The sequence below is a fragment of the Streptomyces sp. SX-6 genome (assembly GCF_059089585.1).
The window spans coordinates 1-23,239 of the sequence record NZ_JBTHHU010000059.1 but is presented as its reverse complement, the minus strand read 5'-3'; the positions used below and the strand labels follow the sequence as shown (position 1 = coordinate 23,239).

The following is a 23,239-nucleotide window of genomic DNA, read 5'->3' as shown; positions in this document are numbered from 1 at the left end:
GTTGTCCTCAAGCGCCGGACAGGCTGACTTTCAGCCCGTCCGGCGATTGAGGACGAGCGGCGAAGCCGCGACAAGCGGGGTCTGGGGCGCAGCCCCAGGTTCGGGGTCCGGGGCGGAGCCCCGGGAGACGGCGAGAGGGCGGGACCGGGGCACAACCCCCACACCCCCTACCCCCGCACCGCCGCCGGCAGGGTCAGCGTCACCGCGAACCCCCCACCCTCCTCCCCCGGGCGACCGCGACCGCGACCCCACTCCACCACCCCGCCCATCGCCTCCGTCAGGGCCCGGGACACCCGGAGCGCCAGGCTGTCCCCCCGGAACTCGTCGTGCGACAGCGCGCCGTCCGCCACGCGGACGGCCAGGTGGCCGGGGCGCCGTACCTCCGCCGTGAGGGACGGGGACGCCCCGGGCGGACTGTGGCGCAGCGCATCCGCCGCCAGCGCGGTGAGCGCTCGCGTGAGGAGCGCGGCATCGGCGATGACGTCGGGGAGTTCCTCCGGCAGCGTGACGAGGATCGTGTGGCCGCCCGGGCCGAGGTCGTCCAGGGCGCTCGCCAGCACCTCGCCGAGGTCGACCGGCCGGATGGCGAGGTCGAGCGCCCCGGCCCGCAGCCGGCCCAGGTCCTCGAGGCCGGTGACGAGCCGCTCGGCCCGGCGTACGGACGACCGGGCGGCGGCCAGGAGCCGCCCCTCGGAGGGCCCGCCGCGCAGCCGGGCGAGGGCGTCGGCCGCGGTGTCGAGGCAGGCCCGCAACTCCCGCCCGGCCGTGGCGAGCAGCGAGGTGCGCGTGCGCTCGGCGGCGGCGAGCGTGTCGGTCTCGGCGGCCTGCCGGGCGAGCCTGCCCCGGGCGCGGGCGACCGCCAACTGCACGGCGCACGCGGCGAAGACGCGCTGGTCGTCCGGGCTCGGCACGCGCCCGCGGGCGGCCAGGACGAGGCGGTCGTCGGCGGGGCTCTCCAGGTCCGCGTCCCCGGGCCGCTCGGGGGGCCGTACGCCGGCACTGGCGAGGACGTACCAGCGCGGTGCGGGCCCGCCCGCCGGGTCCCGTTCGAGGAGGCTGACGGAGAGGAGCCCGAAGTTCTCCCGGATCTGCTCGACGAGCTCCGGCAGCTCCTGACCGTGCATCATCGCCGTCGCGAGCCGGGTCAGCGCCTGGGCCTCGGACGTCGCCCGGGCGGCCCGGTACATCCAGCGCGTCGCCGTGCCGGAGGCCGTGCCGACGAGGACGGCGACGGCGGCGAAGACCACGAGGGTGACGATGTCGGTGCCGTGCGCGATGCCGAGGGAGTGGAGCGGCGGGGTGAAGTAGTAGTCCGCGAGCAGCCCCGCGGCCAGCGCGCACGCCAGGGCGGGCCAGGTCCCGCCGACGAGGGCGACGGCCACCACCACGAGCAGGTAGAGGGCCAGACCGGCGGCAAGGTCGATCCGGCCGCGAAGGGCCGTCAGGACGACGGTCAGTACGGGCAGCAGCACCGCCGCGGCGGCCAGCGCGAGCCACTGCCGCCCGCGGCTCATGCCCCGGCCCGGGCGGCGCGACGGTCGCGTCGGCCCGACAGCACCGGCGGCCTGTTCGTGCGTGACGATGTGCACGTCGATGGGCCCGGACTCGCGGATCGTCCGGCGGCCCACGGTTTCCAGGAACAGGGAGGAGAGCCTGCCCCGGCGGGTCGCGCCCAGGACGATCTGGGTGACGTTCTCTTCACGGGCGAACTCCAGCAGCGTCCGCACCACATCGTCGCCCGACGTCTGGTGGTAGGTGCCGCCGAGGGACTCCACGAGGGAGCGCTGTGCGGCGAGGACGGCCGGATCGCCACCGGCGAGCGCGTCGCCGCGCACGACGTGCAGGGCGAGCAGTTCGCTGCCCGGTGTCCGTGCGGTGATCCGGGCGGCCCGGCGGATGAGCGTCTCGCCCTCGCTGCCTCCGGTCAGGCCGACGAGGATGCGTTCGCGGGTCTCCCAGGGTGCGACGATCCCGTGCTCGGTGCGGTAGCGCTGCAGGCCCTCCTCCACCCGGTCGGCGAGCCACAGGAGCGCCAGTTCCCTCAGCGCGGTGAGGTTGCCGACCCGGAAGTAGTGCGTGAGGGCGGCCTCGATCCGGTCCGCGGGGTAGATGTCGCCGTGCACCATGCGGCGGCGCACGGCCTCGGGCGGCAGGTCGACCAGTTCGATCTGGTCGGCGCGGCGGGCCACTTCGTCCGGCAGTCGCTCGTGCTGCCGGATCCCGGTGATCTGCTCGACGACGTCGTTGAGGGACTCCAGGTGCTGGACGTTGAGCGTGGTGACGACGTCGATGCCCGCGTCCAGCAGTTCCTCCACGTCCTGCCAGCGCTTGGCGTTGCGGCAGCCGGGGACGTTGGTATGGGCCAGCTCGTCCACCAGGGCGACCTGGGGCCGGCGGGCCAGCACCGCGTCCAGGTCCATCTCGGTGAACTCCGCGCCCCGGTGGACGAGGACGCGCCGCGGGACGGTCTCCAGCCCCTCGGCCATGGCCGCGGTCGGCCGCCGCCCGTGCGGCTCGACGAAGCCGATGACCACGTCGGCGCCCTGGTCGCGCAGCCGCCGGCCCTCCGCGAGCATGGCGTAGGTCTTCCCCACCCCCGGTGCGGCCCCCAGACGGACCCGCAGTCTTCCGCGCTCGGTCATGAGCGGACTCCGAATGAAAAATACCCCGGCCACATTTGACGGCCGGGGTATTTCTGAGCGTATATTGGGGGGTTCCGTGTCCGGCCGAATCAAAGTCGAATCAAATGGCACGGACACGTTTACGAAGACATGATATCGGGGCGGGAGTCGAATTGTCAAACGAAGAAATGCGGTGCGAGCAGGAATTCATCGATCTGCTCCACGGGCGGCTGGCCGAACTGCGGGCCGGGGCCGAGGAGGCCGTGCGCGAGACCCTGTCCCTGGCGGGGACCGGCCTCCAGGCGAGGCTGGAGCGCGATGTGCTGGTGGCCGAGCAGTCCGGGCTGCTGGCCGCATTCGACGCCGGGGAGCACGGGCTCTGCTTCGGCCGGCTGGCATTCCGGGACGGGCGCGATCACCATATCGGCCGTATCGGTATCCGCAACGACGACGCGGACCGCACACCACTGGTCGTCGACTGGCGCGCCGATGTCGCACGCCCCTTTTATCTCGCCACCGGGCACACTCCCATGGGGCTGCGTCGCAGGCGGCATATCACCACCGAGAACCTCAGGGTCACCACCCTGCACGATGAAATCCTGGACCTCACGGACACCGCCCGCACCGGACACGAGGGTTCCGACGCGGACGCCGTGCTGCTGTCCGCGCTGGACGCGGCGCGCACCGGACGGATGCACGACATCGTGCAGACCATCCAGGCCGAGCAGGACCGGATCATCCGCGCCCCGCACCAGGGCGTGCTCGTCGTCGAGGGCGGCCCCGGCACCGGGAAGACCGCCGTCGCGCTGCACCGCGCCGCGTATCTGCTGTACGCGCACCGCGAGCGGCTGGCCCGCCGCGCCGTGCTGATCGTCGGGCCGAACCCGGCGTTCCTCGGCTACATCGAGGAGGTGCTGCCCGCGCTCGGCGAGACCGGCGTGCTGCTCGCCACGCCGGGCGAGCTCTTCCCGGGGGTGGCCGCGACCGGCACGGACACGCCCGAGGCCGCCGAGGTCAAGGGCCGTGCCGCCATGGCCGGGGTGCTCGCGCGCTTCGTACAGGACCGGCAGACGCTGCCCGGTCCCGCCATCGTGATCGCGCACGAGGACGGCGAGCTGCTGCTGGACGCGGACATGGCGCGCGCCGCACGGCGGCATGCGCGCGAGACCGGGCTGCCGCACAACCTCGCGCGCCCGTACTTCGCGTTCCACGTCATCGACGCGCTGACCGCCCAACTGGCCGAGCGGCTCGGCGCGGACCCGTACGGCGGGCCGAACCTCCTCGGCCCGGACGACATCGCCCAGCTCGGCAAGGCGATCGCGGCCGGCCCCGAAGTGCACGCCGCCATCGAGGAGTTGTGGCCCGCACTGACCCCGCAGCAACTGGTCGCGGACTTCCTCGCCGACCCCGTCCGCCTCCCGGACGCCGACGCGGAGGTGATCCGGCGCACGGGCGGCGAGTGGACCCCCGCGGACGTGCCGCTGCTCGACGAGGCCGCCGAGCTGCTCGGCGAGGACGACTCCGCGGCCCGCGCCGCCGCCGAGGCCGAACGCCAGCGGCGGATCGCGTACGCGCAGGGCGTGCTCGACCTCTCCTACGGCTCGCGCACCCAGGAGTTCGACGACCGTGACGACGAGGACGCGGAGGTGCTGGGCGCCCATGACCTGATCGACGCCGAACGGCTCGCGGAACGCCACGAGGAGGCCGACCGCCGCAGCGCCGCCGAACGCGCGGCGGCCGACCGCACCTGGGCGTTCGGCCACATCATCGTGGACGAGGCGCAGGAACTGTCCGCGATGGCCTGGCGTTTGCTGATGCGCCGCTGCCCCACCCGGTCGATGACGCTCGTCGGCGACCCGGCGCAGACCGCCGAACCGGGCGGCTGCGGGGCGTGGGAGACGATCCTCGCGCCGCACGTGGGCGACCGCTGGGAGCACGTCAGGCTCGGCCTCAACTACCGTACTCCGGCCGAGATCATGGAGGTCGCGGCGCAGGTGCTGCGCTCCGCGGACGTCTCCTTCGAGCCGCCGAGCTCGGTGCGGTCCACGGGCGTGCGCCCCTGGGTGCGGCACGCGGACGACCTGCCGCGCGCGGTCGCCGGAGCCGTCCGGCGGGAGACCCGCGCGGAGGGCAGGCTCGCGGTGATCGCCCAGCGGGAGCACCACGAGGCCCTGGCCGCCGCCCTGCCGGACGCCTCCTCCGGACCCGCCCCGGACCTGACCCGGCCGGTGGTGCTGCTCGCCCCGCGGCAGGCCAAGGGCCTGGAGTTCGACACGGTGATCGTGGCGGAACCGGCGGAGTTCGGGACGAGCGACCTGTACGTCGCGCTCACCCGGGCGACCCAGCGCCTGGGCGTCGTGCACACGGGGGTGCTGCCCGCGGGCCTGGAGGCGAGCCCGGAGACGGTCTAGCCGCGCCGCATCCCGCGACAGGATCCCCGGTCTGTGCTCGACTGGTCTGTGTTCGACCAGGAAGTGTTCAACCAGGAAGTGTTCGGCCGGGCTGTGCTCGACTGAGAAGCGTTGTTCGACCGGGAGGCGGGCGACTGTGTGGAAGGGAGGCGGCCGTGTCCTTCCCGCCACGGTCCACCGCCTCGCGGATGCCGCTGCCCGCCCGGGTGACCGGGCGGCTGTCCCGCCTGTCGTGGGTGGACCTGGTCGTGTCGGCCGCGGTGCTGGTGGGCCTGTATCTGCTGCTGCGGGTGGGGAAGGGCGCCACGGTCTCGTTCGACCCGGCGCAGGTCGTCAAGGTGGACACCGATCCGGCGAAGCTGCCGTACTACGCGGCGCGCAGCCTGCTGCGGATGTTCGCGGCGCTCGCCGCCTCGGTGGTCTTCGCCCTCGCCTACGCCTGTGCCGCCGCCCGCAGCAGGCGGCTGGAGCGGGTGCTGGTGCCCGCTCTGGACATCCTGCAGTCCGTTCCCGTGCTGGGCTTCCTGAGCGTCGCGGTGACGGGCTTCATCTCGCTGTTCCCGGGATCCCTCCTGGGACTCGAGTGCGCGTCCGTCTTCGCGATCTTCACCTCGCAGGCGTGGAACATGACCTTCGGCTTCTACCACTCCCTCATCACCCTGCCCCGGGAGCTGGACGAGGTCTCGCGTTCCTTCCGCTTCACCCGCTGGATGCGCTTCTGGAAGGTCGAGCTGCCCGCCGGGGCCATCGGGTTCGTGTGGAACGGGATGATGAGCTTCGGCGGCGGCTGGTTCTTCCTCGTGGCCTCCGAGGCGATCAGCGTCTCGAACCACAAGTACGCGCTGCCCGGCGTGGGTTCGTTCGCGGGCACGGCCATCGCCGACGGGGACCTGGGCAAGGTGGGCTGGGCGGTGGCGGCGATGACGGTCATGGTCGTCGGCGTGAACTTCGTGTTCTGGCGTCCGCTGACGGCGTGGACGGAGCGGTTCAAGAACGAGCAGTCCGAGGCCGAGGACGTCCAGCGGTCGCTGGTGCTGGACTTCCTGCGCCGCTCGTCCTGGCCGCGTCTGCTGGGCCGGCTGTGGCGGCCGGCGGGCGAGGCGCTGGGCCGGGCCGGGCGCGTCCTAGGCATCGACGACCGGCCGCTGACGGTCAGCACGGGCCGCCGCCGGGGCGGCGACGTCGTCTTCGCCGTGGTGGCGGGCGCCCTGATCGTGTGGGGTCTGGTGGACCTGCTGGGCTACCTCGACGACCGCACCGGGCTGGGGGTCTTCGGGGAGCCGCTGCTGCTCGGGCTGGCCACGCTCGCCCGCGTCCTCGTCCTGGTCGCCGTCGCCACACTGGTGTGGGTGCCGGTCGGGGTACGGATCGGGTTCTCGCCGAAACTCGCCCGCATCGCCCAGCCGTTCGTCCAGATCCTCGCGAGCTTCCCCGCCAACTTCCTCTTCCCGCTGGCCACTTGGTTCTTCCTGTGGAGCGGGCTCACGCTGAACGTCGGGGGCATGCTGCTGATGGCGCTGGGCGCCCAGTGGTACATCCTCTTCAACACCATCGCCGGCGCCGCGGCCATCCCCACCGACCTGCGCGAGGCCATGGACGACCTCGGGGTGCACGGCCGGCACCGCTGGCGGCGCCTGATCGTCCCGGGCATCTTCCCGGCGTACGTGACCGGCGGCATCACCGCCTCGGGCGGGGCCTGGAACGCCTCGATCGTCTCGGAGGTCGTCACCTTCGGCGGCACCACGCTGACGGCGACCGGCCTGGGCGCGTACATCTCCGAGGCCACCGCGCACGGCGACTACCCGCATCTGATCGCGGGCATCGCCGTGATGGCCGTCTACGTCGTCGGCCTCAACCGGCTGCTGTGGCGCAGGCTCTACCGTCTCGCCGAGACCCGCTACTCCCTCTGAACCCACCAGGAGAAACATGACCGAGGACGGCGAGGTCCTGCTCACCGCCGAGGCGGTCACCAAGTCCTACGCCGGTGCCGACGGCGAGCTGCCCGTCCTGGCCGGGATCGACCTGACCATCCGCGCCGGGGAGATCGTCGCCCTGCTCGGCCGCTCCGGATCCGGCAAGTCGACCCTGCTGCGCTGTCTGGCGGGCCTGATCCCGGCGAGCTCGGGCACCGTGTCCTACCGCGGCACGCCGCTCTCCGGTGCCAACCCGGGGACCGCGATGGTCTTCCAGACCTTCGCGCTGCTGCCCTGGCTGACGGTCCAGCAGAACGTCGAACTCGGCCTGGAGGCACGGGGGGTGTCCGCCCGGGAGCGCGCCGGGGCGGCCCTGCAGGCCATCGACCTCATCGGGCTCGACGGCTTCGAGTCGGCCTACCCCAAGGAGCTCTCGGGCGGCATGCGCCAGCGCGTCGGCTTCGCCCGCGCTCTGGTCGTCGAGCCCGACGTGCTGATGATGGACGAGCCGTTCTCCGCCCTCGACGTGCTCACCGCCGAGAACCTGCGCGGCGAGCTCATGGAGCTGTGGGCCTCCGGCCAGTTCCCCACCCGGGCCGTCGTCCTGGTCACCCACAACATCGAGGAGGCCGTGCTGATGGCCGACCGCGTCGTCGTCCTCGGCTCGCGCCCCGGTTCCCTGCAGGCCACGTTCGACATAGCGCTGGAGCGTCCCCGCGACCGCAACGCCCCCGAGTTCGACGGCCTGATCGACGCCGTCTACCAGGTGATGACCGGCCGTGAGAAGGAGACCGCCCCGCACCTGCCCGGCCGGCCCGCGGCCGAGCCGGGCGAGCTCGCCCGGCACACCCTGGCCAACACGCCGCTGCCGCAGGCCAGCGTCGACGGGCTGTCCGGCCTGGCCGAGATCCTGGCCCGGCACGGCAACCGCTGCGACCTCGCCGACCTGGCCGAGGAGCTCGGCCTGGAGGTCGACGACCTGCTCCCCCAGGTCGACGCCCTCGACCTGCTGGGCTTCGCGGTCATCCGCGGCGGCGACCTGCTCCTGACCCCGCCCGGCACCGCCTTCGCGCTCGCGGACGTCCAGGAGTCCAAGAAGATCTTCGCCGACGCCGTCCTCGAGGCCGCCCCGCTGGTCAAGCTGATCGTCACCAGCCTGCGCCGCACCGGCGGCGCCCTGCGGGCCGGCTTCTTCCGCGACCTGCTCGCCCACCACTACACCAACGAACAGGCCGCCGAGCAGCTGGAGACGGCCACCGACTGGGGCCGCTACGCCGAGCTGTACTCCTACGACGCCGCGCCCGAGCAGTACGCGCTCGACGAGGGCGGGGCGTCCCTCACGGGCTGACCACGCCGCCCGGGAGGGACGCGCAACGTTCGCGGTGCGCAGGAGGCCGGGGTAGACATGTGTCATGGCCCGAATCCGGGGCCGCTCCTGGAACATCCGCAGCGTCGCCGGTCAGATGTTTGTGCTGCAGGTGCTGATCGTGCTGCTGCTCATCGTGGCCGCGGTGGCCGCGCTGCTGTACCAGGCGCGGAGCGACAGGTTCAACGCGGCGCGCTACCGCTCGCTCGCCGCCGCCGAGGCGTTCGCCCATGGGCCCGGCCTGGTGGCGACGCTGCGCGGCCCCGACCCCGCCAAGGTGCTCCAGCCTCTGGCCAAGGCCGCCTGGGAGCAGGGCAAGGTCGATTTCATCGTGGTGATGAACCGGCAGGGCGTCCGCTACTCGCACCCCGAGCCCCAGCTCATCGGGAAGCACTTCGTCGGCACCATCGGCCCCTCGCTCCAGGGCAAGGTCACGACCGAGAGCGTCAAGGGCCCCCTCGGCGAGGAACTGCAGGTCGTCGTGCCGGTGAAGGACTCCCACGGGGCGGTCGTGGGCCTGGTGGCGTCCGGCGTGAAGATCAGCCGGGTGAGCACCGCGGTCAACGGGCTGCTGCCGGTTCTCCTGGGCGTCGGTGCCGCCGTGCTGGTCCTGGCGACGGCCGGGACCGCGCTGGTGAGCAGGCGGCTGCGACGGCAGACCCACGGCCTCGGCCCGGCCGAGATGACCCGAATGTACGAACACCACGACGCGGTGCTGCACGCGGTGCGCGAGGGCGTGGTCATCGTCGGCGGCGACGGCCGGATCCTGCTGGCCAACGACGAGGCGCGCCGGCTGCTCGGCCTGGCCCCGGACGCGGAGGGCCGCGAGGTCGCCTCGCTGGGCCTGGACCCCCGGATGGCCCACCTGCTGACCTCCGGGCGCACGGTCACCGACGAGGTGCTGCCCGTCGGCGAGCTGCTGCTGGCCGTCAACAACCGGCCGACGGACCAGCGCGGCGGCCCGCCCGGCAGCGTGACCACGCTGCGGGACTCCACCGAGCTGCGCGCGCTCGCGGGCAAGGCCGAGGTCGCACAGCGCCGGCTGCGGCTGCTGTACGACGCGAGCATGGCCGTCGGCACGACCCTCGACGTCGAGCGCACCGCCGAGGAGCTCACCAAGGTGGCCTCCCCCCGGTTCGCGGACTACGTGACCGTCGACCTGGCCGAGCCGGTGCTGCGCGGCGAGGAGCCGCGGGTGGAGATGCGCGGCGCGGAGGCGGTGCTGCGCCGGGTGGCGCTCACCGGGCCCCGGGACGACCATCCGCTGTACGCGGCGGGCGAGTTGGTCACCTTCGCCGGGCCCACCCCGCAGGCCACCGGCTTCGTCAGCGGGCGTTCCGTGCTCGTGCCCGACCTCGGTACCGACCTGGGCTGGCGCACCCAGGACCTCGACCGCACCCAGGCGGTCCTCGACTACGGCTTCCACTCGATGATCACCGTGCCGCTGAGGGCGCGGGGCGTCCTGCTGGGCATCGCCATCTTCTGGCGGACCCGGGAGAGCGAGGCGTTCGAGGAGGACGACCTGTCCCTGGCGGAGGAGCTGGCGGCCCGCGCGGCGGTGTGCATCGACAACGCGCGGCGCTTCACGCGCGAGCACGCCATGGCCGTGACCCTGCAGCAGAGCCTGCTGCCGCGCGGCGTGCCCGACCAGAGCGCCCTGGACATCGCCTACCGCTATCTGCCCGCCCAGGCCGGGGTGGGCGGCGACTGGTTCGACGCCATCCCACTGCCGGGCACCCGTGTCGCGCTGGTGGTCGGGGACGTGGTCGGGCACGGTCTGCACGCCGCCGCCACGATGGGGCGGCTGCGCACGGCCGTACAGAACTTCTCCGCCCTCGATCTGCCGCCGGACGAGTTGCTCGGGCACCTCGACGAACTGGTCGTCCGCATCGACCAGGAGGCCGCCGAGGCGGACGGGGAGGCCTCGATCGCGGGGGCCACCTGTCTGTACGCGATCTACGATCCGATCGCCGCGACCTGCACCCTGGCCAGGGCCGGGCATCCGCTGCCCGCGTTCGTCCGCCCGGACGGCACCGTGGAGTTCCCCGACCTGCCGGCGGGTCCGCCGCTCGGGCTGGGCGGGCTGCCGTTCGAGGCCGTGGAGCTCTCCGTGGCCGAGGGCAGCAGCCTGGTGCTCTACACCGACGGCCTGGTCGAGGACCGCCGACGGGACATCGACGTCGGGCTGGAGCTGCTCAGCGCCACGCTGGCGCACCCGGGCCGGACGCCGCAGCAGACCTGTGACGCGGTGCTCGACGCGCTCCTGCCCGCCCGTCAGACCGACGACATCGCCCTTCTCGTCGCCCGCACACGGGTTCTGAGCCCCGATCAGGTCGCCACCTGGGAGCTGGAGGCCGACCCCGCGGTGGTGGCCAGGGCGCGCGCGGACGTCACCCGGCAGCTGACGCAATGGGGGCTGGAAGAGGCGGTGTTCACCACCGAGCTGATCCTCAGCGAGCTGATCACCAACGCCATCCGCCATGCCGCCGGCCCGATCGGAGTCCGGCTGCTGCGGGACCGCAGTCTCATCTGCGAGGTCTCCGACACCAGCAGCACCTCCCCGCACCTGCGTCATGCGGCCGCGGAGGACGAGGGCGGGCGCGGCCTGTTCCTCGTCGCGCAGCTCGCCGACCGCTGGGGCACCCGGTACACCGCGGACGGCAAGGTCATCTGGGCGGAGCAGCCGCTCGCCTGACTACGCAGAGTATCGAGACATCACGGCGACCAGGACGAGCCCATTCCGTGAGAAAAAACGGAATTCATTGGTCCGTTACTCTTCTCACCTGCGGGTGTGACCGGCGGTACGCCATCGGCGAAAGCGGAGTGGCCCATCTCACCCAACTCCCGTGACCCCTGCGCCACTTTAGGGGTACCCCCTACTTTCAGCGCCCAACTACTATGCGCTCACGGGGGACGGGCTCATCCGGACAGCGCGCCCCCGTCGTCAGGGAAGCCAGAGCGGAGCAGTAGCAACGTGATCGAGCAGCCAGCAACGAGCCGAAGGCTCCTGCGTCTCCATCCCGCCCAGGACGCCGCATACCTCCCGTCCTGTCCCCCGCTCCCGCCCGCGCCCGGACCGGGACATCTCGCCGTGGTTTCGGCAAAAAAATCCTGAACCGAACGTTAACAAATCGCTGACATTTCTGCTCCACAATATTCTCAGAAATTGCTGTCCTATCATCGAGTCCATCGCCAATACCGGGGGCAGTTCCCAAGGGTCGGACTGCCCGTTTTCTCGGGGGACGAATTTGTCGGCACATCTGGTTGAACGTGAACACGAGCTTGCCTTCCTGGCGGAAATGGAGGACGAGGCCGCACGCGGCAACGGGCGGGTGGTCCTGCTCAGCGGTGCCGTGGCGAGCGGCAAGACAGCGCTCCTGGTGGAATTCACCGACCGGGCGGTGGCCGGCGGGGCTCTCTTACTCGACGCCACCGGGTCGCACGCGGAGCAGTCGTGGCCCTTCGGCCTCGCCACGAAGCTCTTCGACAATGCACCCCACGAAGCGGCCCGGCCGGCCCGTGAGCTGGCCGCGGAAAACCCCGCGGAATCACAGCCGGGCATTTCGGCCCGCCTCACCGCCGGTGTCCTGGAACTCGCCAAGGACCGGCTGGTCGTCCTCGCCGTCGACGACGTGCACCTCGGCGACGGCCCCTCGCTCCAGTTCCTCCTGCACCTCGCCCGCCGTGCCCGGCACGCCCGGGTGCTCATCGTCCTGACCGAACCGACCAGGCCCTCCCGGAGCCAGCTGAGCATCCGGGCCGAGCTCGCCCGGCAACCCCACTGCCGGCGGCTGCGGTTGAAGATGCTGTCGTCGGCGGGGGCCGGCCGGCTGCTCGCCGAGCAGGCCGGCAGCGCGGTGGCATCAAGGCTCTCCGGCCAGCTGCACGAGGTCACCGGCGGAAGCCCGCTGCTCGTACGGGCGTTGGTCCAGGACCAGGCCGACCAGGCAAGCGCCGCCGAGGCGGACGGGCTCCCCCAGCAGCTGGTACGGGGCGAGTCCTACGCCAGCGCGGTGGTCGAGAGCCTGCACCGCGGCGGGTCCGAGGCCGAGACGGTCGCCCGGGGCGCCGCCGTGCTCAACGGTTCGACCACGGCCCCGCTGCTCGGCAAGCTGCTCGGCACCCCGGTCAGGGCCGTCGAGCAGACCCTCCAGGACCTGGGCATGAGCGGCCTGTTCAAGGACGGCCGGTTCCGCGACGCCTCCGCCCGGCTGGCCGTCCTCGACGCGGCACCCGAGTCGGATCTGACGGGCCTTCATCTGCGGGCCGCGGAGCTGCTCCGCACCGACGGCGCCATCGCCTGCACCCTGGCGCGGCACATCGTCGGCGCGCGGACGGCCGCCGAGCCCTGGACCGTGCCGGTGCTCCAGGAGGCGGCGGACTACGCACTGGCCAACGGCGACATGGAGTTCGCACGCCACTGCCTCACGCTCGCGCACGAGTCCTGCGCGGACCCCGACGTCCGGGTCGCCCTCAGGGCGAAGCTCGCGAGCGTCCTGTGGCGCACCAACCCGTCGGCGGTCAACGACCTGCTGACCTCCCTGCTGCCGGAGATGACGGGGGACCGCCTGTCGTCCGAGGAACTCGCGATTTCCATCGCGTCGTTGATCTGGTCCGGCGGCATGGACCGGGCGGCGGACGTGCTCGACGGGATCGACGACCCGAACCGGCAGCCGGCCGTCGCGGCGGCGCGCCAGTGGCTCGGCATGCTCAGCCCCGAGCACCGCACCCGGACCGGCCCGGGCGCTCCGGCCGGGCCCGCCGCCCCGCTCAGCGGAACCGCGGACGTCGCGCATCTGCACGCTTCTTCGTCTGTCATGGCCGCGCTATCCCACACCGATCCCGGGGGTGCCGTCGCCCAGGCGACCCGGGTGCTGCAGCGCTACCACCTCGGCGACGGCTACATCCAGCCGCTGACGTTCGCGCTGTGGTCCCTGGTCTACGCCGGGCGTCTGGACCTCGCGCTGCCGTGGTGCGAACGCCTGCTCAGGGAGTGCTCGGGCCGCCATGTCCCCGCGTGGCAGGCGCTGTTGACGTCCGTACGGGCCGAGATCGCGCTCCGCCAGGGTGATCTGTCGGGTGCCCAGCGGCATGCGAAGCGGGCGCTGTCCCTGCTGCCGCTGCAGGGCTGGGGGGTGGCGGGGCACTTCCCGCTCGCCACGCTCGTCCAGGCCCACACGCTCAAGGGCCAGTACGACGAGGCCATGCAGCTGCTCAACCACGCGGGCCCCGACCACCGGCTCCAGACGCTGCCCGGGCTGCACTTCCGGCGGGCCCGGGGCCGGTGGTACCTGGCGACCGGACGGTTCCACGCCGCCCTGGGCGACTTCCTGGCCTGCGGCGAATCGATGCGGCAGTGGAACATGGACGTTCCGGAGCTGGTCCCGTGGCGCCTCGACGCGGCCGACGCCTGGCTCGCCCTCGGCGAGCGCGCGAAGGCCAGGGAGCTGGCCGAGCAGCAGCTTGCACGCAACCCGCACCGGGCCCGGGGCGCCGCGCTGCGGCTGCTCGGCAGCGCGGGCGGCGAGCACGGCCGTCCCGATCTGCTGGAGGAGGCCGTCGAGGTCCTGCAGAACTCCGACGACCGGCTGCAACTGGCGCTCGCGCTCGGCGATCTGGGGCGCGCCCACCAGCTGGCGGGTGATGTCCACCGGGCACACTCGGTGGTGCACAAGGCATGGCACATGGCCAAGTGCTGCGGTGCCGAGCCGCTGTGCCAGCAGCTGCTGCCGGGGCATGCGGACGGCGAGTTCGAGCCGGGGCAGGAGACGGTCTCGCCGAAGAGCGCGGAGGTGCTCACGGAGGCCGAGGGCCGGGTGGCGGTGCTGGCCGCCCGCGGCCACACCAACCGGGAGATCGCCGCGAAGCTCTATGTGACGGTGAGCACCGTGGAGCAGCATCTCACCCGGATCTACCGGAAGTTGAAGGTGCAGCGGCGCCGCGACCTGCCGACGAGCCTGTCCGGCGCGGCCGGCCTGCGGGACGAGGCATAAGGAAAGGGGGTGGGCATCCGGCCGGATGCCCACCCCCTTCACCGCGCGTGTCACGCGACCGGCTTCAGGATCTCCTGCAGGGTGCTCTTCGGGTCGACCGCCACGATGTCGAGCCCCCGGACGCACCTGACGCGCCGGAAGAGGTTCTCGGGGCCGGTGAAGTACAGCCTGCGCACGCCGAGTTCCTTCAGCGAGCCGACGACGGCGGGCCAGTGGATGGCACGGTCGAAGGTATCGAGCATCATCGTGCGCATGTCCTCCGCGGAGGTCACGAGACTGCCGTCCTGGTCGGCGACGACGGGGATCGCGGGGGCGCCGATGTCGTAGCGGGCGAGGACCTCCTCCTCGGCCTTGCGGCGCAGCCCGCCGAAGGCCTCCGCGTGCACGGGCGGCCACATGGTGGACATGTTGTAGCCGCCCATGGCGCCGACGGCCCCGGTGAAGTCGTCGAGCAGGCCGCGGCTCAGGGAGACCATCACGAAGCCCTGGTCGAGGCGGCCGGAGACGTCGTACCAGTGACCCTGGCCGGCGAGGCCGTCCAGGTACTCCTTCAGGGCGTCCTCCGGGACGCGCATGACGGTGTGGGTGACGATGTCGGTGTACTCGGAGTCGAAGAACTCCTGTTCACAGCGGGCCAGTTCGGCCGTCATGCGCACGACGTCGGGGAAGTCGAGGGAGCCGGTCCACACGGCCGCCGCCTTCTGCCCGAAGCTAGGGCCCGTGCAGTAGTCCGGGCTCATGCCGAGCGTCTCCTCGGCCCGGTCCGCGAGCGCCAGCGAATTGACGAGGAACGCGACCTGCGTGTATTCGGAATAGTCCTCCCCGGACTCGTAGAAGCGGTCCATCAGGGAGTATCCGAGCGCCTTGTCCGCGATGCGGAGCCGTCGCTTCACATAGGGATCGAGCACCATGAACTTGCCGACTGCGGAAAAGTTCGACGGTCCCATCCCGGGAAATACGACGGCTGACTTCTCGTCCATCAGATCGTCCATCAGAAAATTCACCCAACAGTCGGTCGGCGAGCAGCGTGGTCAAAGCTAGGGCAGTCGCCGCCCGCGGGACACCCCATAGTCGGCCCGGTGCGGCCCCAGGGTGGATAGGGGTTGTCCCCCGATTCGCCCGGTCCATAGCGTTGCCCCGACGCATGCGAAGTCCCGTCCGCGCCATGGACGCACGCGCGACTTCCTCAGATCGTGCGCATCGCCGATCGTGCGCATCGCCGCCGCAGCCCGAGGGGTTTTGCCAGATGACGTCAGCCGATCCGGCACCGGTCACGATGCTGGTGCCCGATTTCCCTTTCTCCTACGACCGTTGGCTGAGCCATCCGGCCGGCCTGGGGTCCCTGCCCGCACAGCGGGCCGGCACACCCGTGGCCGTCGTGGGCGGCGGCATGGCGGGGATGACGGCTGCGTACGAGCTGATGCGCCTGGGCCTTCGGCCCGTGGTGTACGAGGCCGGGGAGATCGGCGGGCGCATGCGCTCCGTCCCCTTCCCCGGCGACCCGTCGTACATCGCGGACATGGGAGCCATGCGCTTCCCCACCGCCGCACGGGCCCTGTTCCACTACATAGACCTGCTGGGGCTCGACACCCGGCCGTTCCCGAACCCGCTGGCGCCCTCCACCCCTGGCACGCTCATCCACCTGGGCGGCCGGAAGGAGTGGGCGCGGACCCCGGAGGACCTGCCGCGGGTCTACCAGGAGGTGGCCGAGGCCTGGGACAAGTCCCTCGAGGAACGCGCCGAGTTGACGACACTGCGCGGAGCGATCCGCCAGCGTGACGTCGAGAGCCTCAAGATGGTGTGGAACCGGCTGGTCGAGGAGTACGACGACCAGTCGTTCTACGGCTTCCTCGCCACCTCGCCCGCCTTCCGGTCCTTCAGGCACCGCGAGGTGTTCGGCCAGGTCGGCTTCGGCACCGGCGGCTGGGACACCGACTTCCCCAACTCCGTGCTGGAGATCCTGCGCGTCGTCGTCACCGAGGCGGACGAGAACCAGATGTCCCTCCTGGGCGGCGCCCAGCAACTGCCGCTCGGCATCTGGCGGCACCGCCCGGACACGCTCGTCCACTGGCCGCACGGCACCTCCCTGGCCTCGCTGCACGACGGCACCCCGCGCCCCGGAGTGGTCGCGCTGCGGCGCGGCGGCGAGGGCTTCTCGGTCGAGGACGCCGGCGGGGAGGTGCGCGAGTATCCCGCGGTGGTCTTCACGCCGCATGTGTGGACGCTCGTGAACCGCGTCGACTGCGACCCCGGTCTGCTGCCCGCGGAGCACTGGACGGCCGTGGAACGGACGCACTACATGGGCGCGTCCAAGCTGTTCGTGCTGACGGACCGGCCGTTCTGGCGCGACGTGGACGAGCGGACGGGCCGCGAGGCGATGGGCATGACCCTCACCGACCGGCTGCCGCGCGGCGTGTATCTCTTCGACGACGGCCCCGACCGGCCGGGCGTGATGTGCCTGTCGTACACGTGGAACGACGACTCGCTGAAGGTCGCGACGCTCTCGCCCGACGAGCGGCTCAAGGTACTGCTGCGCCAACTGGACGGGATCTACCCGGGGGTGGACATCGCCTCGCACATCGTGGGCGACCCGGTGACCGTCACCTGGGAGACCGAGCCGCACTTCATGGGCGCCTTCAAGTCGAACCTTCCCGGCCACTACCGCTATCAGCGGCGGCTGTTCACCCACTTCATGCAGGACGGGATGGCGCCGTCGCACCGCGGGATGTTCCTGTGCGGCGACGACGTCTCCTGGACCGCCGGCTTCGCCGAAGGGGCGGTGACCACCGCGCTCAACGCCGTGTGGGGCGTCCTCCGCCACCTGGGCGGCTCCTGCCCCGACAACAATCCCGGGCCCGGTGACCTCTTCCCGGCGCTCGCCCCTGTGGAGCTTTCCGACACCTGACCCGGCCGTCCGGGCCTTCCGGATGGCTCCGGGTTGCATCTGTTCTGTCCCCCCTCACAGAACGAGGTAACTCGATCATGTCCATATCCACGTCCAGAGCGCAGGACCGAAGAGCGCAGGACGGCATCGTCTCCACGCTGACCGAGGCACTGGGTCTGCGCTGCGAGAAGGAGCCGGACGAAACGGCCTTCGTGTTCCTGCGGGACGGTGAGGAGCCCGAGGGCTCGCTCACCTACCGGGAGTTGAGGAGTGACGCCCTCGACCGGGCCGCCGCCCTGGCGGACGCCGGGCTGTCCGGCGGGCACGTCGTGCTGCTGTACCCGTCGGGCCTGGAGTTCGTCCGGGCCCTGCTCGGCTGCATGTACGCGCGGGTGGCCGCCGCCCCCGTGCAGGTGCCGACCCGGCAGCGCAGCCTGGCACGGCTGCGCCGGATCGCCGACGACGCGGGCACCACCACCGTGCTGACGACGGGCGCGGTCAAGCGGGACCTCGAGGAGCGCTTCGGCGGCCTGCCGGAGCTGGCAGGGCTCACGCTGGTGGACACCGAGTCGGTGCCCACGGGCGCGGGTGCCGCGTGGGCGGGCGAGGACCCCGCCCCGGAGGACATCGCCCTGCTCCAGTACACCTCGGGCTCCACCGGTGACCCCAAGGGTGTGATGGTCACCCACCGCAACTTCCTGAGCAATGTGCGCGAGACCGAGGACCTGTGGCCGACGCGGCCCGAGGACACCGTGGTCTCCTGGCTCCCCCTCTTCCACGACATGGGGATGCTGTTCGGCGTCATGCTCCCGCTGTGCGCGGGCGTGCCCGCCTACCTGATGGCGCCCGACGCCTTCATCCGGCGCCCCGGCCGGTGGCTGGAGGCGGTCTCCCGGTTCGGGGGCACGCACGCCGCGGCACCGAGCTTCGCCTACGAACTGTGCGTACGCGCCCTCGAGGAGGGCAAGGTCGCCGACGGGCTGGACCTGTCGACCTGGCGGGTCGCCGCCAACGGCGCCGAACCGGTGCGCTGGCGGGCCGTTCAGGCCTTCGCCGGCGCGTTCGCCGCGGCCGGCTTCGCCCCCGCCGCCATGTGCCCGGGGTACGGGCTCGCCGAGAACACCCTCAAGGCCACCGGCAGCCCCTGCGACGAGGAGCCCCACGCGCTGTGGGTCGACTCCGGCGCCCTGCTGGCGGACCGCGTCGAGCTGCGGGACCCGGCGGACGACGGCGCGCAGCCCCTGGTGAGTTCGGGCGTCGCCGTCCGGGGCACCCGGGTGCGCATCGTCGACCCCGCGACCCACGCGGCCTGCGAGGCGGGGCAGGTGGGCGAGATCTGGCTCGACGGGCCGTGCGTGGCCGCCGGCTACCTGGGCCGGGAACGCGAGAGCGAGCTGACGTTCCGGGCCCGGATCGCCGGCGAGGACGCCACGGCGTACCTGCGCACCGGCGACCTCGGCTTCCTGCACGACGGCGAGCTCTACGTCACGGGCCGGCTCAAGGACGTCGTCATCCGCAACGGCCGCAACTACTACCCGCAGGACATCGAGTTGTCCGCCGAGTCCGCGGTGGAGGGCCTGCACCCGAACTGCGCCGCGGCCTTCTCGGTGGACGACGGCGACGAGGAACGGCTCGTCGTGGTCGTCGAGACGGACGGCCGGGTGCTGCGGTCCCTCGCACCCGACGCGGTGCGCGAACTCGTCCGGCAGGCAGTGCGCGACGGCCAGCGTCTGGAGCCGGACGAGGTCCTGCTGGTGCGCCGGGGGCTGCTCCCCCGCACGACGAGCGGCAAGATCCAGCGCCGGGCCTGCCGCAAGCGCTATCTCGACGGCGAGTTGAAGACAGCCGTGGCCGCGGCGGAACGGAGTGTGCAATGACGGATACCACCGCGGAACGCCTCGCGGAACTCGAGCGGCGCCGCAAGGAGCTGGCCGACTACGCGGAGCAGGAGGCGACGCGCAAGCAGCACGACAAGGGCAAGCTCACCGCCCGCGAGCGCATCGACCTGGTGCTCGACCCCGGCACGTTCACCGAGCTGGACGCGCTGGCACGGCACCGCAGCCATGAGTTCGGCCTGGAGCGCCGCCGCCCCCTGGGCGACGGCGTGGTTACCGGCCACGGACTGATCGACGGGCGGCGGGTGTTCGTGTTCTCGCAGGACTTCACCGCCTTCGGCGGCAGCCTCGGCGAGGTGTACGGCGAGAAACTGCACAAGCTGATGGACCTGGCGACCAGCACGGGCTGCCCGGTCATCGGCATCAACGACGGCGGCGGCGCCCGTATCCAGGAGGGCGTGGTCTCGCTCGGCTTCTACGCGGAGCTGATCCGGCGCGAGGTGGAGGCGTCGGGCGTGATCCCGCAGATCTCGCTGATCGTGGGCCCGTGCGCGGGCGGCGCGGTGTACGCGCCGGCCCTCACCGACTTCGTGGTGATGGTCGACGACATCTCACACATGTTCGTCACCGGGCCGGACGTCCTGCAGACCGTCCTGGGCCAGACCGTGGACCGCGAGGAACTGGGCGGCGCCCGCAGCCACAACACCGTCTCGGGCAACGCGCACTACCTGGCCCACGACGAGAAGGACGCCTTCGAGTACGTCCGCCAGCTGCTGAGCCATCTGCCGTCCAACAACATGGAGGACCCGCCGGTCTTCGAGCCCACCGGCGAGCGCAAGGTGACGGCGGCCGACCTGGAGCTGGACACCCTCATCCCGGACAACCCCAACCAGCCCTACGACATGGGCCATGTGGTGCGCACGGTGCTCGACGACGGCGAACTGCTCGAGGTCCAGCCGCTGTTCGCGCCGAACATCCTGTGCGGCTTCGGCCGGGTCGACGGCCACAGCGTCGGTATCGTCGCCAACCAGCCGATGGCCTCGGCCGGTGTGCTGGACATCGACGCCAGCGAGAAGGCCGCCCGCTTCGTCCGCACATGTGACTCGTTCCATGTACCGATCCTCACGTTCGTGGACGTGCCGGGCTTCCTGCCCGGCCTGGACCAGGAGCACGGCGGCATCATCCGCCGGGGCGCCAAGATGCTCTACGCCTACGCGGAGGCCACGGTCCCCACGGTCACGGTGGTCACGCGCAAGGCGTACGGCGGCGGTTACGGCGTGATGGGCTCCAAGCACCTGGGGGTCGACGTCAACCTGGCCTGGCCGACGGCCGAGATCGCCGTCATGGGCGGCGAGGGCGCGGTGAGCGTCCTGCACCGGCGCGCCATCAAGGCGGCGGCCGACCCCGAGGCCGAACGGGCCCGGCTGCTCGAGGAGTACAAGAACACCCTGCTCAACCCCTACGGGGCGGCCGAGCGGGGCTACGTCGACGCCGTGATCATGCCGCACGAGACCCGGCTGAGCGTCGTCCGGGCGCTCGAGACGCTGCGCGGCAAGCGCGCCTCGCGGCTGCCGCGCAAGCACGGGAACATCCCGCTGTGACCGCGCCGGAGGCACGGGGCGGGGAACCCGGGAGCCCGTACGACATCCAGGTCGTGCGCGGCAACGCGACGCACGAGGAACTGGCCGCCACGGTCGCGGTGGTGGCGATGCTCAGCCGCCTCGCCGGGACGGCCGGGCAGGACGAAGGGCGGGCCGCGGTCCGCAGATGGTCGCCCCCCGCGAGCAGGATGACCCAGTGGCCCGCACAGCGCGGGCCGGGCGCGTGGCGGTCCGGGGGCCGCCCGTAGCGAGCCTACGGCAACGGACCGGAGCCGGACCGATCGACATCGGTCCGGCTTCGCCATGAAAGGACAGGATCATGAAGCCGGGCATTGCCGATGCCGTCGAAACGATCAGCGTCAACAGTCCGCTGGCACCGAGCACTTTCAGACTGGCGTGTTTCCCGCACCGGAGCGGCTCGGTCTCCTCGTTCCTGCGGCTGTCCGAACTCCTGCTGCCCACCGTGGAGGTGCTGGCATTCACCCACCCCCGCGACGGCAGCGCCGCGGCACTGGCGGACTGCGCCTTCGAAACCCTGCTGAATTACGACGACTTACCCGTCGCCCTGTTCGGCCACCGGTCGGGCGCGCTCGCCGCATTTCACGTCGCGCGGTTACTGGAAAAGGAAGCGGCCCGCCCGCCCCTCACCCTCTTCGTCTCCGCCCAGGAGGCCCCCGAGGCCTATCTGCGCGATGCGGGCAGAAAGCCCGAACTCGGCTGCCGCGTCGTGGCGCTGGCCGGACAGCAGGACCGCCGCACCCCCCTGCCCGACCTGGTGGAATGGGGGCGCTGCACCTTCGGCACCTTCGATCTGGAGGTGCTTCCCGGCTGGGACGGCTTTTTGGACTCCGCCCGCCGCCCGATCGCGAACCTGGTCCACGACCAGCTGATCTCCCTGCCCGAGGACGGCACCGTACCACCGCCGTGGGCACCCCTCATGGAATAGGGGGAGGTAAGGGTTCCCCCGTTCCCCCCGCACGGCCCAGACTCTTACGGGCAACTCCCTTGCTTTTTCCCGGAAGTGACACCCCGCAAGTGACACTCGCAAAGGAAGCGTACGACTGGTGAGCGCGAAGATCTTTGCTGCCGACTCGGTGCGAACTCTCCCCGAATTCGAGGACGATGCGCTGCGCATTGCCCAGGTGCTCCGTGAACGCGGAGTCGGTCTCGGCGACCGCGTGGTGTTCAAGGCGGGCAATTCCGCGGCGTGGGTGGCCACGCTGCTCGGCCTGATGCACATCGGTGCCTCGATCGTGCTGATCGACCAGCAGGAGCACGCCGAGGAGACCCGGCGCGTCATCCTGCGCACGGGGGCCAAGCTGGTCCTGGTCGACGAGGACGCTCCGCTCGACGACGATCAGGAGGCCACCGGCCTGTTCGAGCTCCTGGCCGCCGCGGCCGGGCGCGAGACCGGCGGGGAGAAGATGGCCGTCGACGAGTGGCGCGAGCTGCCCGACGGCCTGATCATGTGGACCTCGGGCTCGACCGGCGCCCCCAAGGGCGTCGTCAAGTCGGGCGGCAGGTTCCTCAAGAACCTCGAGCGCAACGCCGCGCAGATCGGCCACCGCGAGGACGACGTCCTGCTGCCGCTCCTGCCCTTCGCCCACCAGTACGGCCTGTCCATGGTGCTGATCGCCTGGCAGGTCCGCTGCTCGCTGGTCATCGCGCCGTACAAGCGGCTGGACCGGGCGCTGCGGATGGGCGGGGAGTCGGGGGCCACGGTCATCGACGCGACGCCCGCGAGCTACCGCAGCATGCTCAACCTCGTGACGCGCAAGCCGAGTCTGCGGCCGCATCTGGCAGCCGCCCGGATGTTCTGCGTGGGCGCGGCCCCGCTGGACAACACGCTCGTCGGCAAGTACCTCGACGAGTTCGACCTGCCGCTGCTCGACAGCTACGGCAGCACCGAGCTCGGCAACATCGCCTTCGCCACCCTGGACAACCCGGTCGCCTGCGGGCAGACCATGGGGGGCATCGGCCTGCGCGTCGTCGACGAGGAGGGCCGGCAGTGCCCGCCCGACATCGAGGGCGAGATCGAGGTCGACACCCCGGACGGGATGGAGGGCCACCTCGCCGAGGACGGCACCCTCGACCCCGCGCCGACCGGCTGGCAGCGCACCGGCGACCTCGGCCGCCTGGACCGGCACGGCAACCTCACCGTGCTGGGCCGCAAGTTCGCTGTGCACCGCATGGGTTACACCCTCTACCCGGAGCTGATCGAGCGGAAGGCCGACGCGGGCGGCTGTTCCGTCCGGATCGTCGCCCTGCCCGACGAACGGCGCGGCTCGCAGCTCGTGTTCTTCGTGGAGGACGAGGAGCAGCGAGGGGAGCCCTACTGGCGCGAACGCCTCCATGACATGCTGTCGGCGTACGAGCGCCCCGACCGGGTGCACGTGCTCGACCGGTTCCCGCTCAACCGGAACGGGAAGCCGGACAAGAAGCAGTTGGAGAAGCTCGCACAGGCCTGAGGGCCCCTGGGGGAGACACCGTCAACTTCTCGGCCCTGAAGGGACCGAGCTTGTCACCCGATCCGTGAAAGGCCGTGATTGCAAGTGGAGCGCGACTGGCTGCCGCGCGGTCCCCTGCGTCCTGAACTGGCTTGCGCCGGCTCTGGG

13 protein-coding genes are annotated in these 23,239 nt (G+C 71.9%); 11 read left to right on the top strand and 2 right to left on the bottom strand.

Annotation, left to right across the window (positions count from 1 at the left end; genetic code table 11):
* Positions 1 to 167 precede the first annotated feature (167 nt).
* Positions 168 to 2,642: a sensor histidine kinase gene (locus ACV530_RS35980; protein WP_494336937.1), complete on the bottom strand. Its 2,475-nt coding sequence runs from the start codon at positions 2,640 to 2,642 to the stop codon at positions 168 to 170.
* A gap of 167 nt (positions 2,643 to 2,809) precedes the next feature.
* On the opposite strand from ACV530_RS35980, the gene ACV530_RS35975 reads away from it, so the two are divergent.
* The 5 genes from ACV530_RS35975 to ACV530_RS35955 all read left to right on the top strand — a co-directional run bounded on the left by ACV530_RS35975 (position 2,810) and on the right by ACV530_RS35955 (position 14,304).
* Positions 2,810 to 5,032, top strand: a complete 2,223-nt coding sequence (locus ACV530_RS35975; protein WP_494336939.1) for a HelD family protein — start codon at positions 2,810 to 2,812, stop codon at positions 5,030 to 5,032.
* A 188-nt stretch (positions 5,033 to 5,220) separates the two neighbouring features.
* Positions 5,221 to 6,942: an ABC transporter permease gene (locus tag ACV530_RS35970; protein ID WP_494336938.1), complete on the top strand. Its 1,722-nt coding sequence runs from the start codon at positions 5,221 to 5,223 to the stop codon at positions 6,940 to 6,942.
* Between the two features lie 16 nt (positions 6,943 to 6,958).
* The gene (locus ACV530_RS35965) at positions 6,959 to 8,293 is read left to right on the top strand and encodes an ABC transporter ATP-binding protein (RefSeq protein WP_494336936.1); all 1,335 of its coding nucleotides are present in this window, start codon (positions 6,959 to 6,961) and stop codon (positions 8,291 to 8,293) included.
* Positions 8,294 to 8,357: 64 nt separating this feature from the next.
* A complete protein-coding gene (locus tag ACV530_RS35960) occupies positions 8,358 to 11,006 on the top strand; it encodes a SpoIIE family protein phosphatase (RefSeq protein WP_494336935.1) in 2,649 nt (882 codons plus the stop codon).
* Between the two features lie 553 nt (positions 11,007 to 11,559).
* Complete coding sequence (locus tag ACV530_RS35955; RefSeq protein ID WP_494336934.1) at positions 11,560 to 14,304, top strand: helix-turn-helix transcriptional regulator; 2,745 nt, start codon at positions 11,560 to 11,562, stop codon at positions 14,302 to 14,304.
* Positions 14,305 to 14,354: 50 nt separating this feature from the next.
* On the opposite strand, the gene ACV530_RS35950 is transcribed toward ACV530_RS35955, so the two are convergent.
* Complete coding sequence (locus tag ACV530_RS35950; protein ID WP_494336933.1) at positions 14,355 to 15,284, bottom strand: ACP S-malonyltransferase; 930 nt, start codon at positions 15,282 to 15,284, stop codon at positions 14,355 to 14,357.
* 266 nt (positions 15,285 to 15,550) lie between these two features.
* Here ACV530_RS35950 and ACV530_RS35945 point away from each other — a divergent pair, with 266 nt between their 5' ends.
* From ACV530_RS35945 to ACV530_RS35920, 6 genes are all read left to right on the top strand, one after another.
* Complete coding sequence (locus ACV530_RS35945) at positions 15,551 to 17,209, top strand: flavin monoamine oxidase family protein (protein WP_494336932.1); 1,659 nt, start codon at positions 15,551 to 15,553, stop codon at positions 17,207 to 17,209.
* Positions 17,210 to 17,286: 77 nt separating this feature from the next.
* Entirely contained in the window at positions 17,287 to 19,065 is a 1,779-nt protein-coding gene (locus ACV530_RS35940) for a fatty acyl-AMP ligase (RefSeq protein ID WP_494336931.1), read from the top strand.
* Positions 19,062 to 20,624, top strand: coding sequence for an acyl-CoA carboxylase subunit beta (locus ACV530_RS35935; protein WP_494336930.1), 1,563 nt, complete (start codon positions 19,062 to 19,064; stop codon positions 20,622 to 20,624). Before ACV530_RS35940 ends, ACV530_RS35935 begins: the two co-directional genes overlap by 4 nt.
* Positions 20,621 to 20,872, top strand: coding sequence for an acyl-CoA carboxylase subunit epsilon (locus tag ACV530_RS35930; protein ID WP_494336929.1), 252 nt, complete (start codon positions 20,621 to 20,623; stop codon positions 20,870 to 20,872). The genes ACV530_RS35935 and ACV530_RS35930 overlap by 4 nt, the downstream gene beginning before the upstream one ends.
* A 71-nt stretch (positions 20,873 to 20,943) precedes the next feature.
* Positions 20,944 to 21,570, top strand: coding sequence for a thioesterase II family protein (locus tag ACV530_RS35925; RefSeq protein WP_494336928.1), 627 nt, complete (start codon positions 20,944 to 20,946; stop codon positions 21,568 to 21,570).
* A 118-nt stretch (positions 21,571 to 21,688) separates the two neighbouring features.
* Complete coding sequence (locus ACV530_RS35920; protein WP_494336927.1) at positions 21,689 to 23,092, top strand: class I adenylate-forming enzyme family protein; 1,404 nt, start codon at positions 21,689 to 21,691, stop codon at positions 23,090 to 23,092.
* Positions 23,093 to 23,239 lie beyond the last annotated feature (147 nt).

What these genes read in the sequence shown, in the direction of transcription:
- ACV530_RS35980 (WP_494336937.1), bottom strand. Translation starts at nt 2,642, where the DNA reads ATGACCGAGCGCGGAAGACTGCGGGTCCGTCTGGGGGCCGCACCGGGG.
- ACV530_RS35975 (WP_494336939.1), top strand. Translation starts at nt 2,810, where the DNA reads ATGCGGTGCGAGCAGGAATTCATCGATCTGCTCCACGGGCGGCTGGCC.
- ACV530_RS35970 (WP_494336938.1), top strand. Translation starts at nt 5,221, where the DNA reads ATGCCGCTGCCCGCCCGGGTGACCGGGCGGCTGTCCCGCCTGTCGTGG.
- ACV530_RS35965 (WP_494336936.1), top strand. Translation starts at nt 6,959, where the DNA reads ATGACCGAGGACGGCGAGGTCCTGCTCACCGCCGAGGCGGTCACCAAG.
- ACV530_RS35960 (WP_494336935.1), top strand. Translation starts at nt 8,358, where the DNA reads ATGGCCCGAATCCGGGGCCGCTCCTGGAACATCCGCAGCGTCGCCGGT.
- ACV530_RS35950 (WP_494336933.1), bottom strand. Translation starts at nt 15,284, where the DNA reads ATGGACGAGAAGTCAGCCGTCGTATTTCCCGGGATGGGACCGTCGAAC.
- ACV530_RS35945 (WP_494336932.1), top strand. Translation starts at nt 15,551, where the DNA reads ATGACGTCAGCCGATCCGGCACCGGTCACGATGCTGGTGCCCGATTTC.
- ACV530_RS35940 (WP_494336931.1), top strand. Translation starts at nt 17,287, where the DNA reads ATGTCCATATCCACGTCCAGAGCGCAGGACCGAAGAGCGCAGGACGGC.
- ACV530_RS35935 (WP_494336930.1), top strand. Translation starts at nt 19,062, where the DNA reads ATGACGGATACCACCGCGGAACGCCTCGCGGAACTCGAGCGGCGCCGC.
- ACV530_RS35925 (WP_494336928.1), top strand. Translation starts at nt 20,944, where the DNA reads ATGAAGCCGGGCATTGCCGATGCCGTCGAAACGATCAGCGTCAACAGT.